This is a genomic window from Microbacterium sp. Y355, from assembly GCF_059445345.1.
Genome location: NZ_JCAIUD010000001.1, coordinates 2,744,468 through 2,760,893 on the forward strand (window position 1 = coordinate 2,744,468; position 16,426 = coordinate 2,760,893).

At 63.0% G+C, this 16,426-nt stretch carries 18 protein-coding genes; 14 read left to right on the forward strand and 4 right to left on the reverse strand.

The window, feature by feature from the left end:
- Window positions 1-92: 92 nt before the first annotated feature.
- The 6 genes from rpsF to AC1C2O_RS13235 all read left to right on the forward strand — a co-directional run bounded on the left by rpsF (window position 93) and on the right by AC1C2O_RS13235 (window position 5,879).
- Entirely contained in the window at window positions 93-461 is a 369-nt protein-coding gene (gene rpsF / locus AC1C2O_RS13210) for a 30S ribosomal protein S6 (protein ID WP_438253718.1), read from the forward strand.
- A 5-nt stretch (window positions 462-466) separates the two neighbouring features.
- Complete coding sequence (locus AC1C2O_RS13215) at window positions 467-994, forward strand: single-stranded DNA-binding protein (RefSeq protein WP_495430896.1); 528 nt, start codon at window positions 467-469, stop codon at window positions 992-994.
- Window positions 995-1,074: 80 nt separating this feature from the next.
- Window positions 1,075-1,329 carry a 30S ribosomal protein S18 gene (gene rpsR, locus AC1C2O_RS13220; RefSeq protein ID WP_017829850.1) on the forward strand — a complete coding sequence of 85 codons (255 nt, stop codon included), beginning with the start codon at window positions 1,075-1,077 and terminating at the stop codon, window positions 1,327-1,329.
- 11 nt (window positions 1,330-1,340) lie between these two features.
- Complete coding sequence (rplI, locus tag AC1C2O_RS13225) at window positions 1,341-1,793, forward strand: 50S ribosomal protein L9 (protein ID WP_495430897.1); 453 nt, start codon at window positions 1,341-1,343, stop codon at window positions 1,791-1,793.
- Between the two features lie 500 nt (window positions 1,794-2,293).
- Window positions 2,294-3,667: a replicative DNA helicase gene (gene dnaB / locus AC1C2O_RS13230; RefSeq protein ID WP_495430898.1), complete on the forward strand. Its 1,374-nt coding sequence runs from the start codon at window positions 2,294-2,296 to the stop codon at window positions 3,665-3,667.
- A 124-nt stretch (window positions 3,668-3,791) separates the two neighbouring features.
- On the forward strand, window positions 3,792-5,879 hold the full coding sequence (locus tag AC1C2O_RS13235; RefSeq protein ID WP_495430899.1) for a P-loop NTPase fold protein: 2,088 nt from the start codon (window positions 3,792-3,794) through the stop codon (window positions 5,877-5,879).
- 385 nt (window positions 5,880-6,264) lie between these two features.
- On the opposite strand, the gene AC1C2O_RS13240 is transcribed toward AC1C2O_RS13235, so the two are convergent.
- The 3 genes from AC1C2O_RS13240 to AC1C2O_RS13250 all read right to left on the reverse strand — a co-directional run bounded on the left by AC1C2O_RS13240 (window position 6,265) and on the right by AC1C2O_RS13250 (window position 9,105).
- Window positions 6,265-7,149, reverse strand: coding sequence for an aminoglycoside phosphotransferase family protein (locus AC1C2O_RS13240; RefSeq protein ID WP_495430900.1), 885 nt, complete (start codon window positions 7,147-7,149; stop codon window positions 6,265-6,267).
- 361 nt (window positions 7,150-7,510) lie between these two features.
- Window positions 7,511-8,443, reverse strand: a complete 933-nt coding sequence (locus AC1C2O_RS13245) for a CPBP family intramembrane glutamic endopeptidase (protein WP_495430901.1) — start codon at window positions 8,441-8,443, stop codon at window positions 7,511-7,513.
- A 20-nt stretch (window positions 8,444-8,463) separates the two neighbouring features.
- Window positions 8,464-9,105 carry a hypothetical protein gene (locus tag AC1C2O_RS13250; protein ID WP_495430902.1) on the reverse strand — a complete coding sequence of 214 codons (642 nt, stop codon included), beginning with the start codon at window positions 9,103-9,105 and terminating at the stop codon, window positions 8,464-8,466.
- Window positions 9,106-9,201: 96 nt separating this feature from the next.
- Between AC1C2O_RS13250 and AC1C2O_RS13255 the strand changes: the two genes are divergently transcribed.
- Window positions 9,202-9,813 carry a TetR family transcriptional regulator gene (locus AC1C2O_RS13255; RefSeq protein ID WP_495430903.1) on the forward strand — a complete coding sequence of 204 codons (612 nt, stop codon included), beginning with the start codon at window positions 9,202-9,204 and terminating at the stop codon, window positions 9,811-9,813.
- Between the two features lie 181 nt (window positions 9,814-9,994).
- Here AC1C2O_RS13255 and AC1C2O_RS13260 read toward each other — a convergent pair whose 3' ends face one another.
- Window positions 9,995-10,852, reverse strand: a complete 858-nt coding sequence (locus tag AC1C2O_RS13260; protein ID WP_495430904.1) for a helix-turn-helix transcriptional regulator — start codon at window positions 10,850-10,852, stop codon at window positions 9,995-9,997.
- Window positions 10,853-10,937: 85 nt separating this feature from the next.
- On the opposite strand from AC1C2O_RS13260, the gene AC1C2O_RS13265 reads away from it, so the two are divergent.
- The 7 genes from AC1C2O_RS13265 (at window position 10,938) to AC1C2O_RS13295 (ending at window position 16,403) form a co-directional block, all read left to right on the forward strand.
- Window positions 10,938-11,723 (forward strand): SDR family NAD(P)-dependent oxidoreductase, encoded by a 786-nt coding sequence (locus AC1C2O_RS13265; RefSeq protein ID WP_495430905.1) that lies wholly within the window; start codon window positions 10,938-10,940, stop codon window positions 11,721-11,723.
- Window positions 11,724-11,942: 219 nt separating this feature from the next.
- Complete coding sequence (locus AC1C2O_RS13270; protein ID WP_495430906.1) at window positions 11,943-12,704, forward strand: helix-turn-helix domain-containing protein; 762 nt, start codon at window positions 11,943-11,945, stop codon at window positions 12,702-12,704.
- Between the two features lie 67 nt (window positions 12,705-12,771).
- Window positions 12,772-13,506 carry a GOLPH3/VPS74 family protein gene (locus AC1C2O_RS13275; RefSeq protein WP_495430907.1) on the forward strand — a complete coding sequence of 245 codons (735 nt, stop codon included), beginning with the start codon at window positions 12,772-12,774 and terminating at the stop codon, window positions 13,504-13,506.
- 116 nt (window positions 13,507-13,622) lie between these two features.
- Window positions 13,623-14,210: a small multidrug efflux protein gene (locus tag AC1C2O_RS13280; RefSeq protein ID WP_495430908.1), complete on the forward strand. Its 588-nt coding sequence runs from the start codon at window positions 13,623-13,625 to the stop codon at window positions 14,208-14,210.
- Between the two features lie 136 nt (window positions 14,211-14,346).
- Window positions 14,347-14,916 carry a dihydrofolate reductase family protein gene (locus AC1C2O_RS13285; protein ID WP_495430909.1) on the forward strand — a complete coding sequence of 190 codons (570 nt, stop codon included), beginning with the start codon at window positions 14,347-14,349 and terminating at the stop codon, window positions 14,914-14,916.
- 135 nt (window positions 14,917-15,051) lie between these two features.
- Window positions 15,052-15,291 (forward strand): hypothetical protein, encoded by a 240-nt coding sequence (locus AC1C2O_RS13290; RefSeq protein ID WP_495430910.1) that lies wholly within the window; start codon window positions 15,052-15,054, stop codon window positions 15,289-15,291.
- A 62-nt stretch (window positions 15,292-15,353) separates the two neighbouring features.
- The gene (locus tag AC1C2O_RS13295; RefSeq protein ID WP_495430911.1) at window positions 15,354-16,403 is read left to right on the forward strand and encodes a LacI family DNA-binding transcriptional regulator; all 1,050 of its coding nucleotides are present in this window, start codon (window positions 15,354-15,356) and stop codon (window positions 16,401-16,403) included.
- Window positions 16,404-16,426 lie beyond the last annotated feature (23 nt).

The window sequence follows — 16,426 nt, forward strand, 5'->3', positions numbered from 1 at the left end:
TGCAATCCGCGGTCCGCGGACAGACACGTGCACACACCCTCCTGCTCTCGGGAAATTCCCGAAAGCCGTTCTAGTCCGAAGGAGGTGGGTAAGTGACGCACCAGTACGAACTAATGGTCATTCTGACCCCCGAGATCGACGAGCGCCAGGTAGCCCCTACGCTCGACAAGTTCCTCAAGGTCATCACCAATGATGGTGGCACTGTGGACAAGGTCGACATCTGGGGCAAGCGCCGTCTTGCATACGAGATCCAGAAGAAGACCGAGGGCATCTACGCCGTCGTCAACTTCACCGCTACGAGCGAGACCACTCAGGAACTCGACCGTCAGCTGGGTCTGAACGAGCAGATCATGCGCACCAAGGTCCTCCGTTCTGAGGAAGCTCAGGCGATGGTTGCATTCGAAGCGAAGCGCTCCGAAGAGAAGGCTGCTCGCAAGGCTGCCAAGGCAGCGAAGGCCTAAGACTCATGGCTGGCGAAACCGTCATCACCGTGGTGGGAAACCTCACGGCCGACCCCGAACTGCGATACACGCAGAACGGGCTGCCGGTGGCGAACTTCACCATCGCATCCACGCCGCGCAGCTTTGACCGTGCCGCGAACGAGTGGAAGGACGGCGATGCGCTGTTCCTCCGTGCGTCCGTCTGGCGCGAGTTCGCTGAGCACGTGGCTGGGTCTCTGACAAAGGGCATGCGCGTCATCGCGCAGGGACGCCTCCGTCAGCGCTCCTACCAGGACCGCGAGGGCAACCAGCGTACGTCGATCGAGCTGGAGGTCGACGAGATCGGCCCCTCGCTTCGGTATGCGACGGCGCAGGTCACCCGTGCGGCTTCCGGTGGTTCCGGCGCAGCTTCCGGCGGTGCCGGTGGCGGTGGCGGACAGGTGCGCCCCGCGCAGCAGCAGCAGTCGTCTGAGCCGTGGTCTACCCCCGGCTCGTCGACAAGTGCGGATGCGTGGAGCACTCCGGGCAGCTTCGGCGACGACACCCCGTTCTAACAACTTCTGGATCCGTTCTCTGACGCTTCGACACGCTCGGTGCGTCAAGGGTTCGAATCCGCTCATCATAAGGAAAAACCATGGCTGGAAAGTCGAGCGGCGACCGCCGCAAGCCGCGGAAGGGTGGCAAGCCCACCGCTCCCGCGAAGTCGATCCGGGTTGGCGTCATTGACTACAAGGATGTCGCAACCCTTCGCAAGTTCGTCTCGGAGCGTGGGAAGATCCGCGCCCGTCGTATCACCGGTGTCTCGGTGCAGGAGCAGCGTCTGATCGCTACGGCGATCAAGAACGCACGCGAAATGGCGCTCCTGCCCTACGCTGGCGCTGGCCGGTAAGGGGTACTGAGATGGCAAAGCTGATTCTCACGAACGAAGTTTCCGGGCTCGGAAGCGCCGGTGACGTTGTCGAGGTCAAGAACGGGTACGCCCGTAACTACCTCATCCCGCAGGGCTTCGCTACGGCGTGGACCCGTGGTGGTGCAAAGCAGGTCGAATCGATCCAGGCTGCTCGCAAGGCGCGTGCGATCCACGACCGCGACGAGGCAGTGGCACTCAAGGACGCGATCGAGGGCGCGAAGGTTCGCCTGGCCGTCAAGGCCGGCGCTGCCGGACGCCTGTTCGGTTCGATCAAGACCGATCACGTCGCTGCCGCTGTCGAGGCTGCTGGCCTCGGCTCGATCGACAAGCGCAAGGTGACCATCACCTCGCCGATCAAGTCGACGGGTAACCACGAGGCGACCGTGCGTCTGCACGAAGACGTCGTGGCCGTCATCACCCTTCAGGTTGTCGCGGCCAAGTAGTCCGCAACACCTTCGCGAAACGCCTTCTGCCCTCCGGGGCAGGGGGCGTTTTGCATTTCATGGAGAGAATGACGGCCGTGCACCCGGGAAAAACAGGGAACGCGCCCGAGAAAATCAAGACTTGACTTCTCCCCAGGTTGTACACAACTCCGCGCAACGGCACCAACCTTCAATCGGGAGTTTAAACAGAATCCCATCCACAGGGTGGGGAAAGTGTAAACACCTGATCAGCAGCAATAAAGAATATTAAAGTTGCCTGTCAGCACAGGGTTATCCACACCCGTTTTACACAGACACTCCGAAGTTCTCCGCACACTATCCACAGAGTTATCCACAGGTGCTGTTGCGTGTGGAAAAGGTCGCTCGTAGCGTGGACGAGCGACGAGATGTCGGTGGTTGGTGGTTCGCTCATTGCAACCGCGGAACACGCCGCCGTCGTACGGCACTGGGGGTCAAAGACTCCTGTGTCACACCAGCCACAAGCGCACCAAAGGAGAACCGTGTCGATTGCCGACATCTCGGAGGAGCGTCTCGGCGGGAACCGCAAACCAGAGCGCGTGCCGCCGCATGACCTCCTCGCCGAACAGAGTGCGCTGGGCGGCATGCTGCTGTCGAAGGATGCTGTCGCCGATGTGATCGAGACGCTTAAAGGCGCCGACTTCTACATTCCGAAGCACGAGCTCATCTTCGAAGCGATCCTCTCGCTGTACTCGCACGGTGAGCCCACTGACGTGGTTGCCGTCACCGACGAGCTGATCAAGACCGGTGAGCTGGGCCGGGCCGGTGGTGCCGACTATCTGCATACGCTCACCTCGATCGTGCCGACCGCGGCGAACGCCGGGTACTACGGCAGCATCGTCGCCGAGCGGTCGATCCTCCGCCGCCTCGTCGATGCCGGCACGCGCATCGTGCAGCTCGGCTACGACGGTCAGGGCGACGCGACCGACCTCGTCAACAACGCGCAGGCCGAGATCTACGCGGTCTCCGGCACGCAGACAACTGAAGACTACGTTCCGCTGACGGTCGCGGTGGATGCTGCGATGGAAGAGATCGAGGCAGCCAGCGGCCGTGACGGGTCGATGACGGGTGTGCCGACCGGGTTCAAAGAGCTCGATGAGCTCACCAACGGCCTGCACGGCGGTCAGATGATCGTCGTGGCCGCGAGGCCCGCTGTCGGTAAATCAACGCTCGCTTTGGATTTTGCTCGTGCTGCGGCGATCGGCCACAACCAGCCGGCCGTGTTCTTCTCCCTCGAAATGGGTAAAAGCGAGATCGCGATGCGTCTGCTCAGCGCAGAGGGCGCGATTCCGCTACAGCACATGCGCAAGGGATCGCTCGATCCGCGCGACTGGACCACGGTTGCAGCGACCCGCGGGCGCATCAACGACGCGCCCCTCTTCATTGACGACAGCCCGAACATGACGCTGGTCGAGATCCGTGCGAAGTGCCGTCGTCTGAAGCAGCGCGAGGGCCTGCGCCTGGTCGTGATCGACTACCTGCAGCTGATGACCAGCGGTAAGCGCGTCGAGTCGCGCCAACAAGAGGTCTCGGAGTTCTCGCGTGCGCTGAAGTTGCTCGCGAAGGAGTTGCAGGTGCCGGTCATCGCGCTGTCGCAGCTGAACCGTGGTTCTGAGCAGCGCACGGACAAGAAGCCGCAGATCAGCGACCTTCGTGAGTCCGGCTCGATCGAGCAGGATGCCGACATGGTGATCCTGCTGCACCGCGACTCGGTGTACGACAAAGACGTGCGTCCGGGCGAGGCCGACCTGATCGTCGCCAAGCACCGCAACGGCCCGACTGCGACGATCAACCTGGCGTTCCAGGGTCACTACTCCCGCTTCATGGACATGGCACCTGGCGGGGACTTCAACTGATTTAGGTTCCAACTGAACTTGGCAAAATCCACCGCTACATGGCAGTCACTTGGCGTTACTGACAATTAGGTCATAGCGTCGATGGGTATAGACGTGTTGGATCTTTCCCGGAGAGGGTGTGCGTGTGCCCGAGCAAGAAGACGTACATCGTCACTGGTCAGACGAACCCCTTGACGTAGACGCGATTGACACATTTGGACGTCAGCCGTTCATTTCCACACTTGCGCAGCGGATACAACTTGCTAGCGCCACTGACCCAAGTACGGTGTTCGGTCTCGTAGGCGCGTGGGGATCGGGTAAGACATCGATCTTGAACCGAGTCCGAAGCGGGCTTCCCAACGACTGGATGATCGTCGATTTCACCCCATGGTCAAGCGGTGATTCTGCGTCGATGTCGCTGGAGTTCGTCAGCACGCTTGCCGAAGTGCTCGGCGAGAAGCTTGATGGAGACATGAGGCGACAGCTGGCTAGCTACGCGGCTTACGCGGCTCCGCTACTCGGAGCGATTCCCGTCATCGGGGGCGGCCTAAGAGGTACTGCGGATCAGGTACTTGCTCAGATGGAGCGGAAAGAGCCGTGGCATAAGCAGTTCGAAGAGCTTTCGCTACAGATCGAGGCGCTAGGCAAGCGCGTTCTCATTGTTGTGGACGATGTAGATCGTCTCGGTGCCGATGAGCTTCTTACGCTTCTTCGGGTGCTGCGTCTTTTGGGGCGCTTCCGAGGTGTGCACTACCTGATCGCCTACGACCAGGACACCGTTGAAGATCTACTTCGTTCCACTGGCGCTGTTGGCCGGTCAACGGCGTTCATGGAGAAAATCGTTCAGTACCCCTTCGAGACACCCCCGCTTCCGCGCGCGGCGACGCTCCGCCTGACGGGCGCCGCTGTCGATGATCTGCTGTCAGCGACCGGACGACAACTGGACGAAATCGGTCTCTATCGGGCATCGTCGCTGGTGGAGACGATCGCGACGCAGATTCAGACTCCTCGGACGCTCGGTCGGTTTCGGGAGCACCTGCTGGCTTTCTCCTCGCACGTCAATGACGGGCAACTCGACGTCATTGACTTCGTCGCTGTGACGTGGCTTCGTCTCGCGTCCCACGGCGTTTGGGCCGAGCTTGATCGATCGTTTGATCTTCTTCGCTCGGGATCGAGAGCTACCGGCCTCCTCGATCGAGAAGAGATGACGCCAGCAGGCTGGGAAGAATTCATCTCTCGCGCCGATCCTGCGGCCGACGTGCAAGGAACGCTTGCGGTGCTCGCGCTCATGTTCGAAGGCGTGCGTTCTCCTGGGGCCCGCGATCATGTCGGTCATGAGCGGTCGATCTCGGATCCAACGTATTTCGGCCGCTACCTCATACTCGCTATCCCTGAGGACGATGTGAGTGACGAATTGGTTGAAGAAGTCGTGAGTGGCAAAGGTTTCGACCTAGATAGCCGCACCGCTGATCTGGCTAAGATCATCGACGGGGCAGACGATGCGCTTGCGAGGTTGGCGCTCTCACGCTTCCGGGCGGCGCGAGGCAAGGTCGAAGAACCGAGTGCGCGCCTACTTGCCTTTGTTGCTGCCCGACTGCGAGCACGTATCGATGACGTAGATCGGGTCGGCGCGCCTCGAACCGAAGTGCGCCAGCTACTCGCCGCGGAGACAGCTCGAGGCGTGGTCGCCGGAGTCTTCGATGTATCTGATGTCATCGACCTGGTCGGTGAGGAAGAGTCTCTGAACCTGGTGTGGCTTGCGTCTCGAACAAGCGAGTTTCGCGACAGGAAGAAGGAGATCGCTTACGGGTTCGCTGCGTACTGGCGCCCTCACCTTCTCGATCGGTTCGACGAACTTCGCGAACGTGGGCTGCTGGCGCCCGTGTGTGAGCTGTTGGTGTTCTGCTATTCGGCGGAGGAGCTCTCAGGGACGCTTGATTCAACCGTCGCCGACTATGAATCCTTCGTGTCGCTTGGGAGAGCCTTCGTCCGCTTGGCGGAGTGGGTCGGTTCTTCCGTGTCCTACGAGCTCAACTTCAATGCGAAGCAGTTCGTCGCTCTGGTCAGCGCGGAGGTCCTCGATCGATATCGTTGGCAGATCGAGGAGGAGTCTGGCCAGTTAGCGTATGGGAGAGACGGCTACCCCTCGCGAGATATTTCGCCGGACGTTATGCGTGCTTTTGCAATCGACTCACTGCGCGCGCTCTATGTTCCAGCGCCTGAAGTCGAGTAGTCGCTCACCGCTGGCGCAGGTCGGGCGCATCGTCGGGGATGATGGCGCCAACGGGGACATCCAGTACCTGTGCAATCGCAGTCAAAGTGCGGAGCGTCGGATTAGCCGGCTGCCGGGTCGCGACTCGCCCTTCTCTTATATTTGGTACGTGTAGCGAGGCCACCAGGTGTCGACGACTTGTCTCACGAGACATGTCAGTAGTTGAGTTCCGGCCTCACGCCTCGCCTTGTCTGCCGGAAACGTCGCGCGGCCCGTTTCGGCGCGTTAGGTCCCGGAGGGGTGTTTCGGGAGCCAGTTAACTGGCGTGTTGGACGGGCCTCGAGCGGCGATCGGTGACCTGCCCAAAACGATCGTTAGTGGGAGGCACGGGAAAAGAGCGTCGTTCTTATCCCGTCGTCAGGTCGGCCACGTCGCTCAGCACGGCATCACGTGAGCGCCCGTATTTGGTAAGCACCTCTTCGGGGGAACTGATGAGGGCCTTCCACAGCGCCCAGGCAGCTCCTCGTAACCATGCATCCTCCGGTAGCTCTAGCCGGTCGTGCAGTCGATCACGTTCGCGAGAACTGCAACTCAACCATGCGAAGGCCAGGTCGCAGGCGGGATCACCAACGCACGTCTGTCCGAAGTCGATAAGCGCCGCCAACTGGCCGCTGCTATCGAACAACATGTTGCCTGGCGCGACATCGCCATGGACCCACACCGGCGGCTCGGTCCACTCTGTGGTCACGGCCGCATCCCAGAGTGCCCGACATCCCTCAGCGTGGCGTCTGGCCAGTAGGGGGAGCCGGCCCTGTACCTCCTCGCCAACCGCGCTGATGTGACAGCCGCGGTAAGCAGATGCGCTTCCCGCCCATGGGCCTCCGACCGTGTCGCAGGCCTGCAACTCCCTCAGGGCGTCGCCCAAGCTACTGATGGCGCTCTCTCGCTCGCGCGTTTCAACCGCGGTTAGAGTGTGCCCCTCAATCCACTCGCGAACGGACCAAGGTCGGTTGAATGCCGCCGAGGGGGCCCCGGTCGCTACTACGAGGGGGATCGCGACGCGAAAGCTGGAGCCGAGGATCGTGAGGGTTTGCTCCTCCCGGACTAGGCCGGCGACGTAGCCGTCAGCGCTTGGGAGGCGGACAGTCATTCGGTCACCAAGCCGGAAGGTGCGGTTGTCCCACCCCTGAACTTCCACCGAGCGGATCGGCAACTCCGACCACTGAGGGAACTGCTCCGACACAAGGGAGCGAACCAACGAAGAAGTGATCTCTTCGGAAGCGGCAGCCATCGAGCCAGCTTAGTAGACGACCCCGCGAGCACTCGGAGATTCGCGCAGACGCCCGAGACTGATCGTTTTCGATCGGACGAAGAATCCACGCGTCACCGATTGGCGGATTTGTATGGGCGAGGCCCCTGATCGCTGGTGAAGCTCCAGGGCGTCAGCGGCGGTCCCACGATCGTTTCCGGTGCGTGTCCGACCACCGGTCGGCGGTCCGCCATAAACGTGGCCCGATACTGCGGTCGAGATGGGGCTGGTGGAATCGGACGTTGTGACGCCGGAGACCGTCGCTGAGGGCGGCTCTCCGGCATCATTCCGATGTTTAGTGGCGAGTGTGGTGCTTTGTGCTTTGCGAGGTTGCTTTGGCCGCTCAGCGCACGGGGGTGCGTGCTGGGCCGGTTTTCCGCGTGATCCACCAGACTGCAGCGGTGATCAGGATCAGTGCCGCGCTGGGGATGAGGTTGGCGACGGATCCTGAGATCTCTCCCCGGCTGTTGAGCGCGCCGCCGATATCGACGTGCAGCGTTGTGCTGAGCACGAGGGCCGTCACGTTGTAGACGACGTGGAGGACGACAGCGGTCTCGAGCCCTCCGGTGCGCCAGGTGACGATCGCCAAGGATCCGAACAGGACGAGGTACGAGGTGAGGATATAGGGGTCGAGCGAGCCATGGAAGAGAGAGAAGAGGACCGTCGGGAGGACGATGCCGATCACCGCGCCGAGGCGTGCGCCGCGCGTCCAACCGCCGACGATGCGGAACATGAAACCACGGAATCCATACTCCTCGCCGGCTGCCGCCAGTGGTGTCAGCAGCATGCCGATCACGAAGTAAGCGACGAGGTCGAATGTCGACCAGGGGACCTGGTCGACGGGTGCCAGGAGGAAGACGGAGGCGAAGACGACGAGCAGTACCGGGCCGAAGGCGAGCAGCGCTCGTCCGAGCACGCCGTATCGGAAGCGCCCGACTACGGAGTGCATCGACCGGAATGGGATTCCGTAGAGCAGGCGCTGCAACAGCATGCAATAGGGGATGAGCACGACGAGCGAGAGTGCACCTGCGGCTTGTTGAAGCGGCGTGAAGCCGGTGCGCCCGAGGAGCTCCGTGTCGACGAGGCGCGCCCCGATCAGGAACAATTGCGCGAATCCGACCAGCCCGACGAACAGCAGGATGATCGCGAGGATGCCACGGAGGATGCGGCGCTTCTCACCCGCGTAGACGCGATGGTATTCGACGGCGGGGGGAACACGAGGGCTGGGTACCGGATCGTCCAGCTGGAGGAGCCAGTTCGGTGTGGTGTTCGTCATGGGTGTTTCCTTTCGTGAGTTCAGCTGGCGAGTTCGTCGATCCAGCTCGATCGCATCCGCAACGCTCGCTCCGTGCTGCCGATCACGGCCCCGAGTCCTATGAGCAGGTTGATGTGGAGTGGGAATTGCACCGGGGAGGTGAAGGTTCCGATCGCGTCGGCGACGGCAGGGATCTGCGAGAGTGATTCGATGATCTGCGGCACTTCCACGCACAAACCAACGACGACGACCGCGGTCGAGGCCATGCCGATCAGCCGGCTCAGGCCGGGGTGCCTGTGGTGCAGCCGGGCGCGGCGCCCTTCTGCGGATGCGGGATCGGGAGTCAGTTGCTGCTCGGTGCCGTCTGCGCCCACATAGTGACAGCGTTTGAGCCCGAAGCCTGTGATGGCGACCTCGATGTGTCCGCCCGGGACGGAGAAGCGGGTAGGCATCTTCGCGTACGACTGCAACGATCCGTTCACGTAGAGGCGTGCGCGGATCTCGCCGTCCGTCATGTCGCCGGCGTGGCGGACATCGACCGTGTAGGTGGATGTCGTGCCGTCGGCTAAGGGCAACGTGATCGACCGGAGCGATCTGCCGAACAGTTGCCACCAGCGATACCGACGCAGCGACTCACCGGATCCGGCGCGAACACGGCGGTTGCGCCAATGTCTGATTCCCATCTCCTCGATCCCCAATTCCGAACTAGTACAGCGTGATAGTCAACGAGGGGATAAGCTAGCACACTGTAATAGACAGATGCCAGCAGAAGGGTAGACATGGACGCTGAAACCAGGGAGCCAGGTACGCGCGACAAGATCCTGATCGCTGCCGCGACCATGCTCGGAGAGAATCCGACCGCGCGGCTGAGCGTTCGAGCGGTCGCCTCTCGCGCCCAGGTGAGTACGGGCTCGCTGAGGCACTTCTTTCCCACGCAGCGGGACCTCATCGACACGGTCATCGCCGCGATCTACGACATCGACATCCCCGATGACCCCATCAATGACCACACGATGACGGCGACCGAGCGCCTGATCGCGGGTTTGCGACTGATCCTCGCGCAAGTGGGTGTCGGCGACCGCGCCCGAGCGCAATGGGGCGCTCTTTACGAGGCGTACGTGGCATCGCCCCCTGCAGATGACGAAGCGGCCACCTATATCGCGCTCGAGCGGATGGGTCGCCGCCGTATCGAACGATGGTTGGCGGCTCTCATTGAGGAAGGCGCGATTTCTCCGGGGGGAATCGAGCAGCGGGCGCGATTCCTCGCGACCGTGATGAGCGGCCTCCTGACGGAGCGCGCTCTGCCGGACGAGGCGGCGCGGGTCGAAACCGAAGGCGAGACGCTCCGCCTCGCCGTCCACGCTGTAACGGCTGCATGGAGCGAGGCCTGAATTACTTCGCTATGAGGCTACCGGCGGAGTTCTTCGTCGATCCTCTGCCAAATCTGTGCGCAGAGAAGCCCGATAGACCCGGCGACAGCCGAGATGACGACGGCTATGCTCGCTGAGTTCGCCATGTCGAGCAGGAACCTACATCAACTGAGTTGAAGGTTCCATCTCGACTCGGCAAGACCTATCCGACGTCCTCGGTCGTCACTTTTTGCGTTCCAATGATTGCCAGAAGCGCCAACTTGTCGGCGTCCGGGGTGCCAAGGGGAGCCGTGTAGAGAATCACGTGCTGGTCCAGTTCGGTGAGCGACAGCGAATCGCAGTCGACCGTGATCTGTCCGGCGGGGGTGTTTCGAAAAGTCTTCCGCAGAGCGGGAGATGCGGCCACGTCGTGCTGTTGCCACAACCGCGCGAACTCGAGGCTGCCCTCGAGGAGTTCGGCCACGAGACCGCACACGATCGGATCCGAGGGGTAACGGGTGAGAGTTGCGCGGAGTTCGGTGACCACGCTGTGGCGAAAATCGACGTCATCGGAGATTCCGTAGAGCCGGTCGCTAGACGGCTCGGCGCCTAGAAAGGCCTTGCGGGCCAGGTTACGGTCACGGGGGGAGAGGTTGGCGAAGTCTTCCATGAGTGCAGCGGCGAGATCGTTCCAGGCGAGGACTTCGAATGCTGCCGACATGACGATTCCGGCAGTCTGGGGTAGTCGTTCCAGAAGAGCGAGGATGCTCGGCCGAACATCCCGTCGGTGCAGGCCGGATCTCGCGGGTGCGGTGCCGGCGAGAGCGTGCAGATGGTCGGATTCGGTATCCGTGAGGCGCAACGCAGCCGCGATTCCCCCCAGCACTTCTGAAGAGGGGCGTGGAGCGCGGCCTTGCTCGAGGCGCACGTAATACTCCGTCGAGATGTGCGCGAGCACGGCGGTTTCTTCACGGCGCAGACCCGGAGTTCGGCGGCGGGGCCCAGACGGAAGCCCCACGTCTTCAGGTCGGAGGCGCTCGCGCCGGCTACGGAGAAACGCTCCGAGTTCTTGCTTGTCCATGACTTCATTGTCGTCCCGAAGCGATTCCGGACCCTAGTACCGTTTGTGCCTGTATCCGGATTCATCGCCGATTGACACTTGAAGCATGACAGACAACACCAAACCCAGTTCAGGTGGCCTCCTGGCCGGAAAAGTCATCTTCATCACCGGCGCAAGCCGAGGAATCGGCGCTGCCGCCGCTCACCTTTTCTCCTCCGAGGGTGCCGCCGTTGTGCTCGCAGCCCGTAATACCGAGGCACTCGACCGGCTCGTCGCGGACATCCGAACGGCGGGCGGCACCGCCGACGCCGTTTCCATGGATCTCACTGACGCGGCCAGCATCCGCGCCGCAGTCGCCCGTGTCGAAGAGCTCCATGGACGCCTCGACGGCGCCTTCAACAACGGAGGCGTGAACCAGCAGCAGATCGGCCCGCTCGACACCACAACCGACGACGACATCGACCAGCAGTTCACTGTCAACTTTCGCGCCCACTGGACGGCGATGAATGCCGAAGCCGCCCTCATGCGCGTGGGCGGAGGCGGCGCGATCGTCAACACCTCGAGCATCGGCAGCCGCCGCGCCGTCCCGCCGCTTCCTGCCTACGGGGCGATGAAGCGGGCGCTGAACAGCATCACCGAGACCGCAGCTGTCACCTGGGCCCCCGAGGGCATCCGCGTCAACGGCCTAATGCCCGGAGGAACCGCCACAGAAATGATGGACGAGTGGGAGGCAAAAACGCCGGGGGTCATCGCAGCCAACACCGCCTCGTCGCCGATGGGTCGCATGGCCGAGGCCAGCGAAGTCGCCGAGGCCGCCGCATGGCTCCTTAGCGACAGGGCTTCCGCGGTGACCGGCGCGATCGTTCCCGTCGACGGCGGCTCGGGAGCCTGAGACATTCCCGGACCCGACGCAACTCCCACCAGCGCCAAAGCGACCCGGCGAAGTCGCTTGCCGCGCAATACGCCTGGAACGTGGGTAGCGGTTACGGCGCGTTCTCGGGGGATCGGCTACTGAAGTCCCCTTGACGATGTTGCTACAACACGGTGTCTACTGATGGACGGAGGGCAGCGGGACTAGCCCTCCGCAACGCGAACTGTGAAGGAGGCGACTGTGGCGTGGAGTACGCGCGAGCTGGCCGAGCGTGCCGGGACGACGGTGAATACGATCCGTCATTATCATCGCCTCGGTCTGCTGGAGGAGCCGGAGCGCGAGTACAACGGATACAAGCAGTACGAGGTGCACCATCTCGTGAGCCTGCTGAGGATCAGGCGTCTCGCGGATCTCGGGGTACCCCTTTCGCAGATCCGTGCTGTGCGGGCGGGCGCGGACAGTACGCCGCAGACGTTGCGCGAACTCGACGCCGAGCTCGAAGAGAGTATCCGGCGGCTGGAGAAGGCGCGAGCGGACATAGCCATCATCCTTCGAGATGACGTTCCCGCCGACACTCCCGCCGGGTTCGGGTCGGTGGCATCCCGGTTGTCAGAGAATGACACGTCAATTATTCATATCTATACGCAGTTGTACGACGAGTCGGCGCTGGCTGACATCCAGAAGATCGCTGAGGATACTGAGGATGTCGGCGCCGACCTCGACAGGTTGCCGGCCGATGCGGACGAGGACACTCGACTTCCGCTCATCGCAAGGCTCGCCAAAAGCCTTGCGCAGAATCTCATCGACTACCCATGGCTGAACGATCCCGCGGCCCACTTGTCCAAGAGCGCGTACATCACTTCACAGACCATGGTGGATGCCATCAACGAGCTGTACAACGATGCGCAACTCGACGTGCTGGTACGAGCGCATGCCGCCGCAAAGGACCAACTGCGGAGATTCCAGGAGGGGACCAAAGAGCCGGCGGATGACGTGACTTGACCTGGTCCTGGGAACACGGCAGAGACTGCACGGGAGAGCCATCCGCGAAGACGAGAAGGGTTTGAGAATGACTGATGAGAATCGAGAGCCGCACGTCTCCTCCCCGGAGCGGACCGACAGCGGCGCGGGCGGAAGGCAGACGCTGGCCGAGGATCTGCTCCTCTTGCTGTTCCAACCGCAGTCCCGAACGATCGCGGGCGAGGGGACTCTCTACTATGTCCTCGCCGGCGCGATCCTCGCCGACCTCGGCCACGGCGGCCATGTGCGAACCGACACCGGACGATTGGGGGGACTGACCATAGAGGCCGTCGCGGACAACCCACCGTCTGATCACCTTCTGCGCGCCACCTGGGAGTATGTGGCTGACAAGCCCCGAGGGGTGCAGACGGTCCTGGCGGCGATCGGACCCGCCCTGCGTGAACCGCTCCTGGACCGACTTGTCGAGCACGGCGACCTTCGTCGCCGCACACGCAAGGCTCTCGGCTTCATCGAGACCTCGGTGATCGAAGAAGGGGACTCTGGGCATCGTCGGATGCTGCTTGGCGACGTCCGCGCCGTGCTCGTTGACGGAGCCGAGCCAACGCCCCGGACCGCGGCGCTCGCCGCACTGCTCTACGGCAGCGGCACGCTGCCGCAGTTCGATCGCGACATCCCGTGGACATCGCCGGTCATCGCGCGAGCAGAGGAGCTCAAGGACGGGAACTGGGGAGCGGGAGCAACGGCGAAGGCCGTGGCACGCACCGTCACCTCGATCATCGTCAGCAACGTCATCGTCGCCGCTGCCGTCCTGCCGCGTAATTAGTGCGACCCTCGTCGACCGATGCTCTCTTTCCGCTTGACCCTGTTCTGAGAACACAGGTTTTACTGGGTCACGCATACACGAAAACGACGCACAACTATGGAGAGGAAGTACAGGGAGTGAATCCGATTGAGGAGCTAGTCCGCGGCTTTCAGGAGCTCGTAGCTCAGGTACCGGAGTTGGTGCAGCCACTGGTCGTCATGCTCGCCGGGGCGATTCCATTCATCGAGGGCGAGGTAGCGGCGATGGTGGGCGTCGTAGGCGGAATCAACCCGATCATCGCCGGGGTCGCCGCCGCGGCCGGCAACTTCATCTGCGTCCTCCTCGTCGTCCTCCTCACTTCCCATGCACGCACGGCAGTAATGGACCGTCGAGCAGCGCGCATCATGGCGGGCGCCGCTACGGACGAATCCGGGGAGGCGTTCGAATCCGGGGCGGTACTCGAATCCAGGGAGGCGTTCGAATCCGAGAAGCCCGAGTCGAAGGGGCGCGCGAAGTTCAAGAGGTACCTTGTGCGATTCGGCGTGCCGGGGGCCAGCATTCTCGGACCTCTGGCGATCCCGACACAGTTCACCTCCGCTATCCTCGTCGCTGGCGGTACTCCCCGCGGCTGGGTGCTGCTCTGGCAGGCCGTTGCAATCGCCATCTGGACGACGGTCGGAACAGTGTCTATCTGGGCCGCCCTGACTTTCCTTGTCGGCGTCTGAACGTGCTCTGACCTCCGTCGTGCAGCAGTCCCTGGCGCCGGATCGTTAGGCTGGTCGGCATGCGACCGACGTGGTTCGCGGACGAGACGAGTTCCCTACGCAGGGAGAACACCGATGCTCGAGGGAGAGCAGCGAGATGAGACCACTTCGATACTCGATTAATGTCACGCTCGACGGTTGCTGCCATCACGAGGCCGGGCTCCCGCCAGACGAGGAGTCGATGCGCTATTGGACCGCCGAGATGGAGCGCGCCGATGCACTGCTATTCGGCCGGGTGACCTACGAGATGATGGAATCGGCGTGGCGGAAGCCGACCACGGGCGTATGGCCTGACTGGATGGATGAGTGGGAGATCCCGTTCGCCGAAACCATCGACCGGGCGAAGAAGTATGTCGTGTCGAGCACGCTGAGCGTGGCCGATTGGAATGCCGAGTTGGTACGGGGCGACCTGGGGCAAGCGGTTCAGCGGCTCAAACAAGAGCCAGGCGAGGGCTTGTGGGTGGGCGGAGTGACGCTCCCCTTGGCGCTGGCAGATCTGGGACTGATCGACGAGTACGAGTTCGTTGTGCAACCGGTTCTTGCCGGACACGGGCCGACATTGCTCGCAGGCCTGCGCGAGCGTATCCAGCTCGAACTCGTGGATCGCCATGAGTTCCGGTCCGGAGCGGTCGCCCTGCGGTACCGACCCACGCGAGCAGCGGCTTGACGCGACCTGCCCTGGCACGTTGGCCGCTGCCTCGCTGATCGCCGGGGTCCGACCGCGTGATCATTCGCGGAACTACTAGCGATCTTTGTACCGGTATAGTAACGTCCTTCTGTACCGATACAGAAGGAGCTGGTGATGGAACATCAGATGATTGCGGCACTCGTCCTTGTCGAGCGCCGAGCTGAGAATCAGGTCGCAGCCCGTGAGCAACGCATCGACGCCCTCCGAGCACGGGATCGCGCATTCGCAGCGCGTTCCAGGGCAGATTGGCGCAGGCGCATGCGAGCGACTCTGGCTCGCGGACTCCGGCGCGTGGCTGAGGCGGTCGAGCCTCGATCTCCGGTGCGCGTCTCCAGCGCGCTCGATCCGTGCTGATTCCCGCCGGGCTGATCTCCCCTTCGGGCAGAATGGGAGAGGAGGTGGTCGAGGTGGCGCGAGTGACGTTGAAGACGATCGCGGAGCACGTGGGCGTGAGCCGTATGACGGTTTCGAACGCCTTCTCCCGGCCTGACCAACTCTCCGAAGACCTTCGCGCACGGATCCTGAGCGCTGCCGACGACCTGGGCTACGCGGGTCCGGATCCGGCTGCACGTGCGCTCGCCCGCGGACGCACCGGCGTCATCGGCATGGTGCTGACGAACTCGCCGCGAGATGCCTTCACCGACGATGTTGCCGTCGGCTTCGTCCGCGCGGTCGCGGGATCGCTCGCCGACGCCGGGTACTCCCTCGTCCTGCTGCACGCCTCCGGGGGCGACGGCGTGGTGCCCGCGCGGGACATCGCGATGGATGGTGCCATCGTGTACTCCTGCGCTCCGGCGATGTTGGCCTTCACCGCTCTGCGGGAGCGGAAGCTACCGATCGTGAACGTCGAGGGTGCACCTGTCCCCGGAGTGCCGGACGTCGGCATCGACAATGCCACGGGTGCCTACCAGGCGGCGAAGCACCTCATTGATCTGGGCCACTCCCGCATCGCGATCGTCGTCGCTGCGCTCGACGCAGACAATCTTCCATCATCAGGTATCTCGCTCGAGACGACGTCGCCCACGATCGCCGGACGACTGGACGGGTGGATGCGCGCGCTCGATAAGGCCGACGTCGTCCCGACCGTGATCGGGACTCCAGGCCTCGCGGTCGATGGCGTCCTGCGTGAGCGGATCGACCGGATGCTCGATGACCCTCCGACCGCTGTCCTCGCCTTTTCCGACCTCGCAGCTCTCGAGGTGATGGAGCGGGCGAGGGACCGGGGCATCCTTGTCCCCGAGCAGATGTCCGTCGTCGGTTTCGACGATAATCCGCTCGCGGCACGTGTGTCCCCGGCGCTGACGACCGTTCGACAGGACATCGATGCGAAGGGGGAAGCGGCCGCGCAGACTCTGCTCAGCCTGCTTCGAGAAGAAACTGCGGTCTCTCCGCAGCGGCTTCCCACCACACTGGTGGTCAGGGCGTCTACATCTCGCCCGCCGGATCACGCAATACCTTGCCCCTGAGCAAAGTATGCGCAATACTGTTC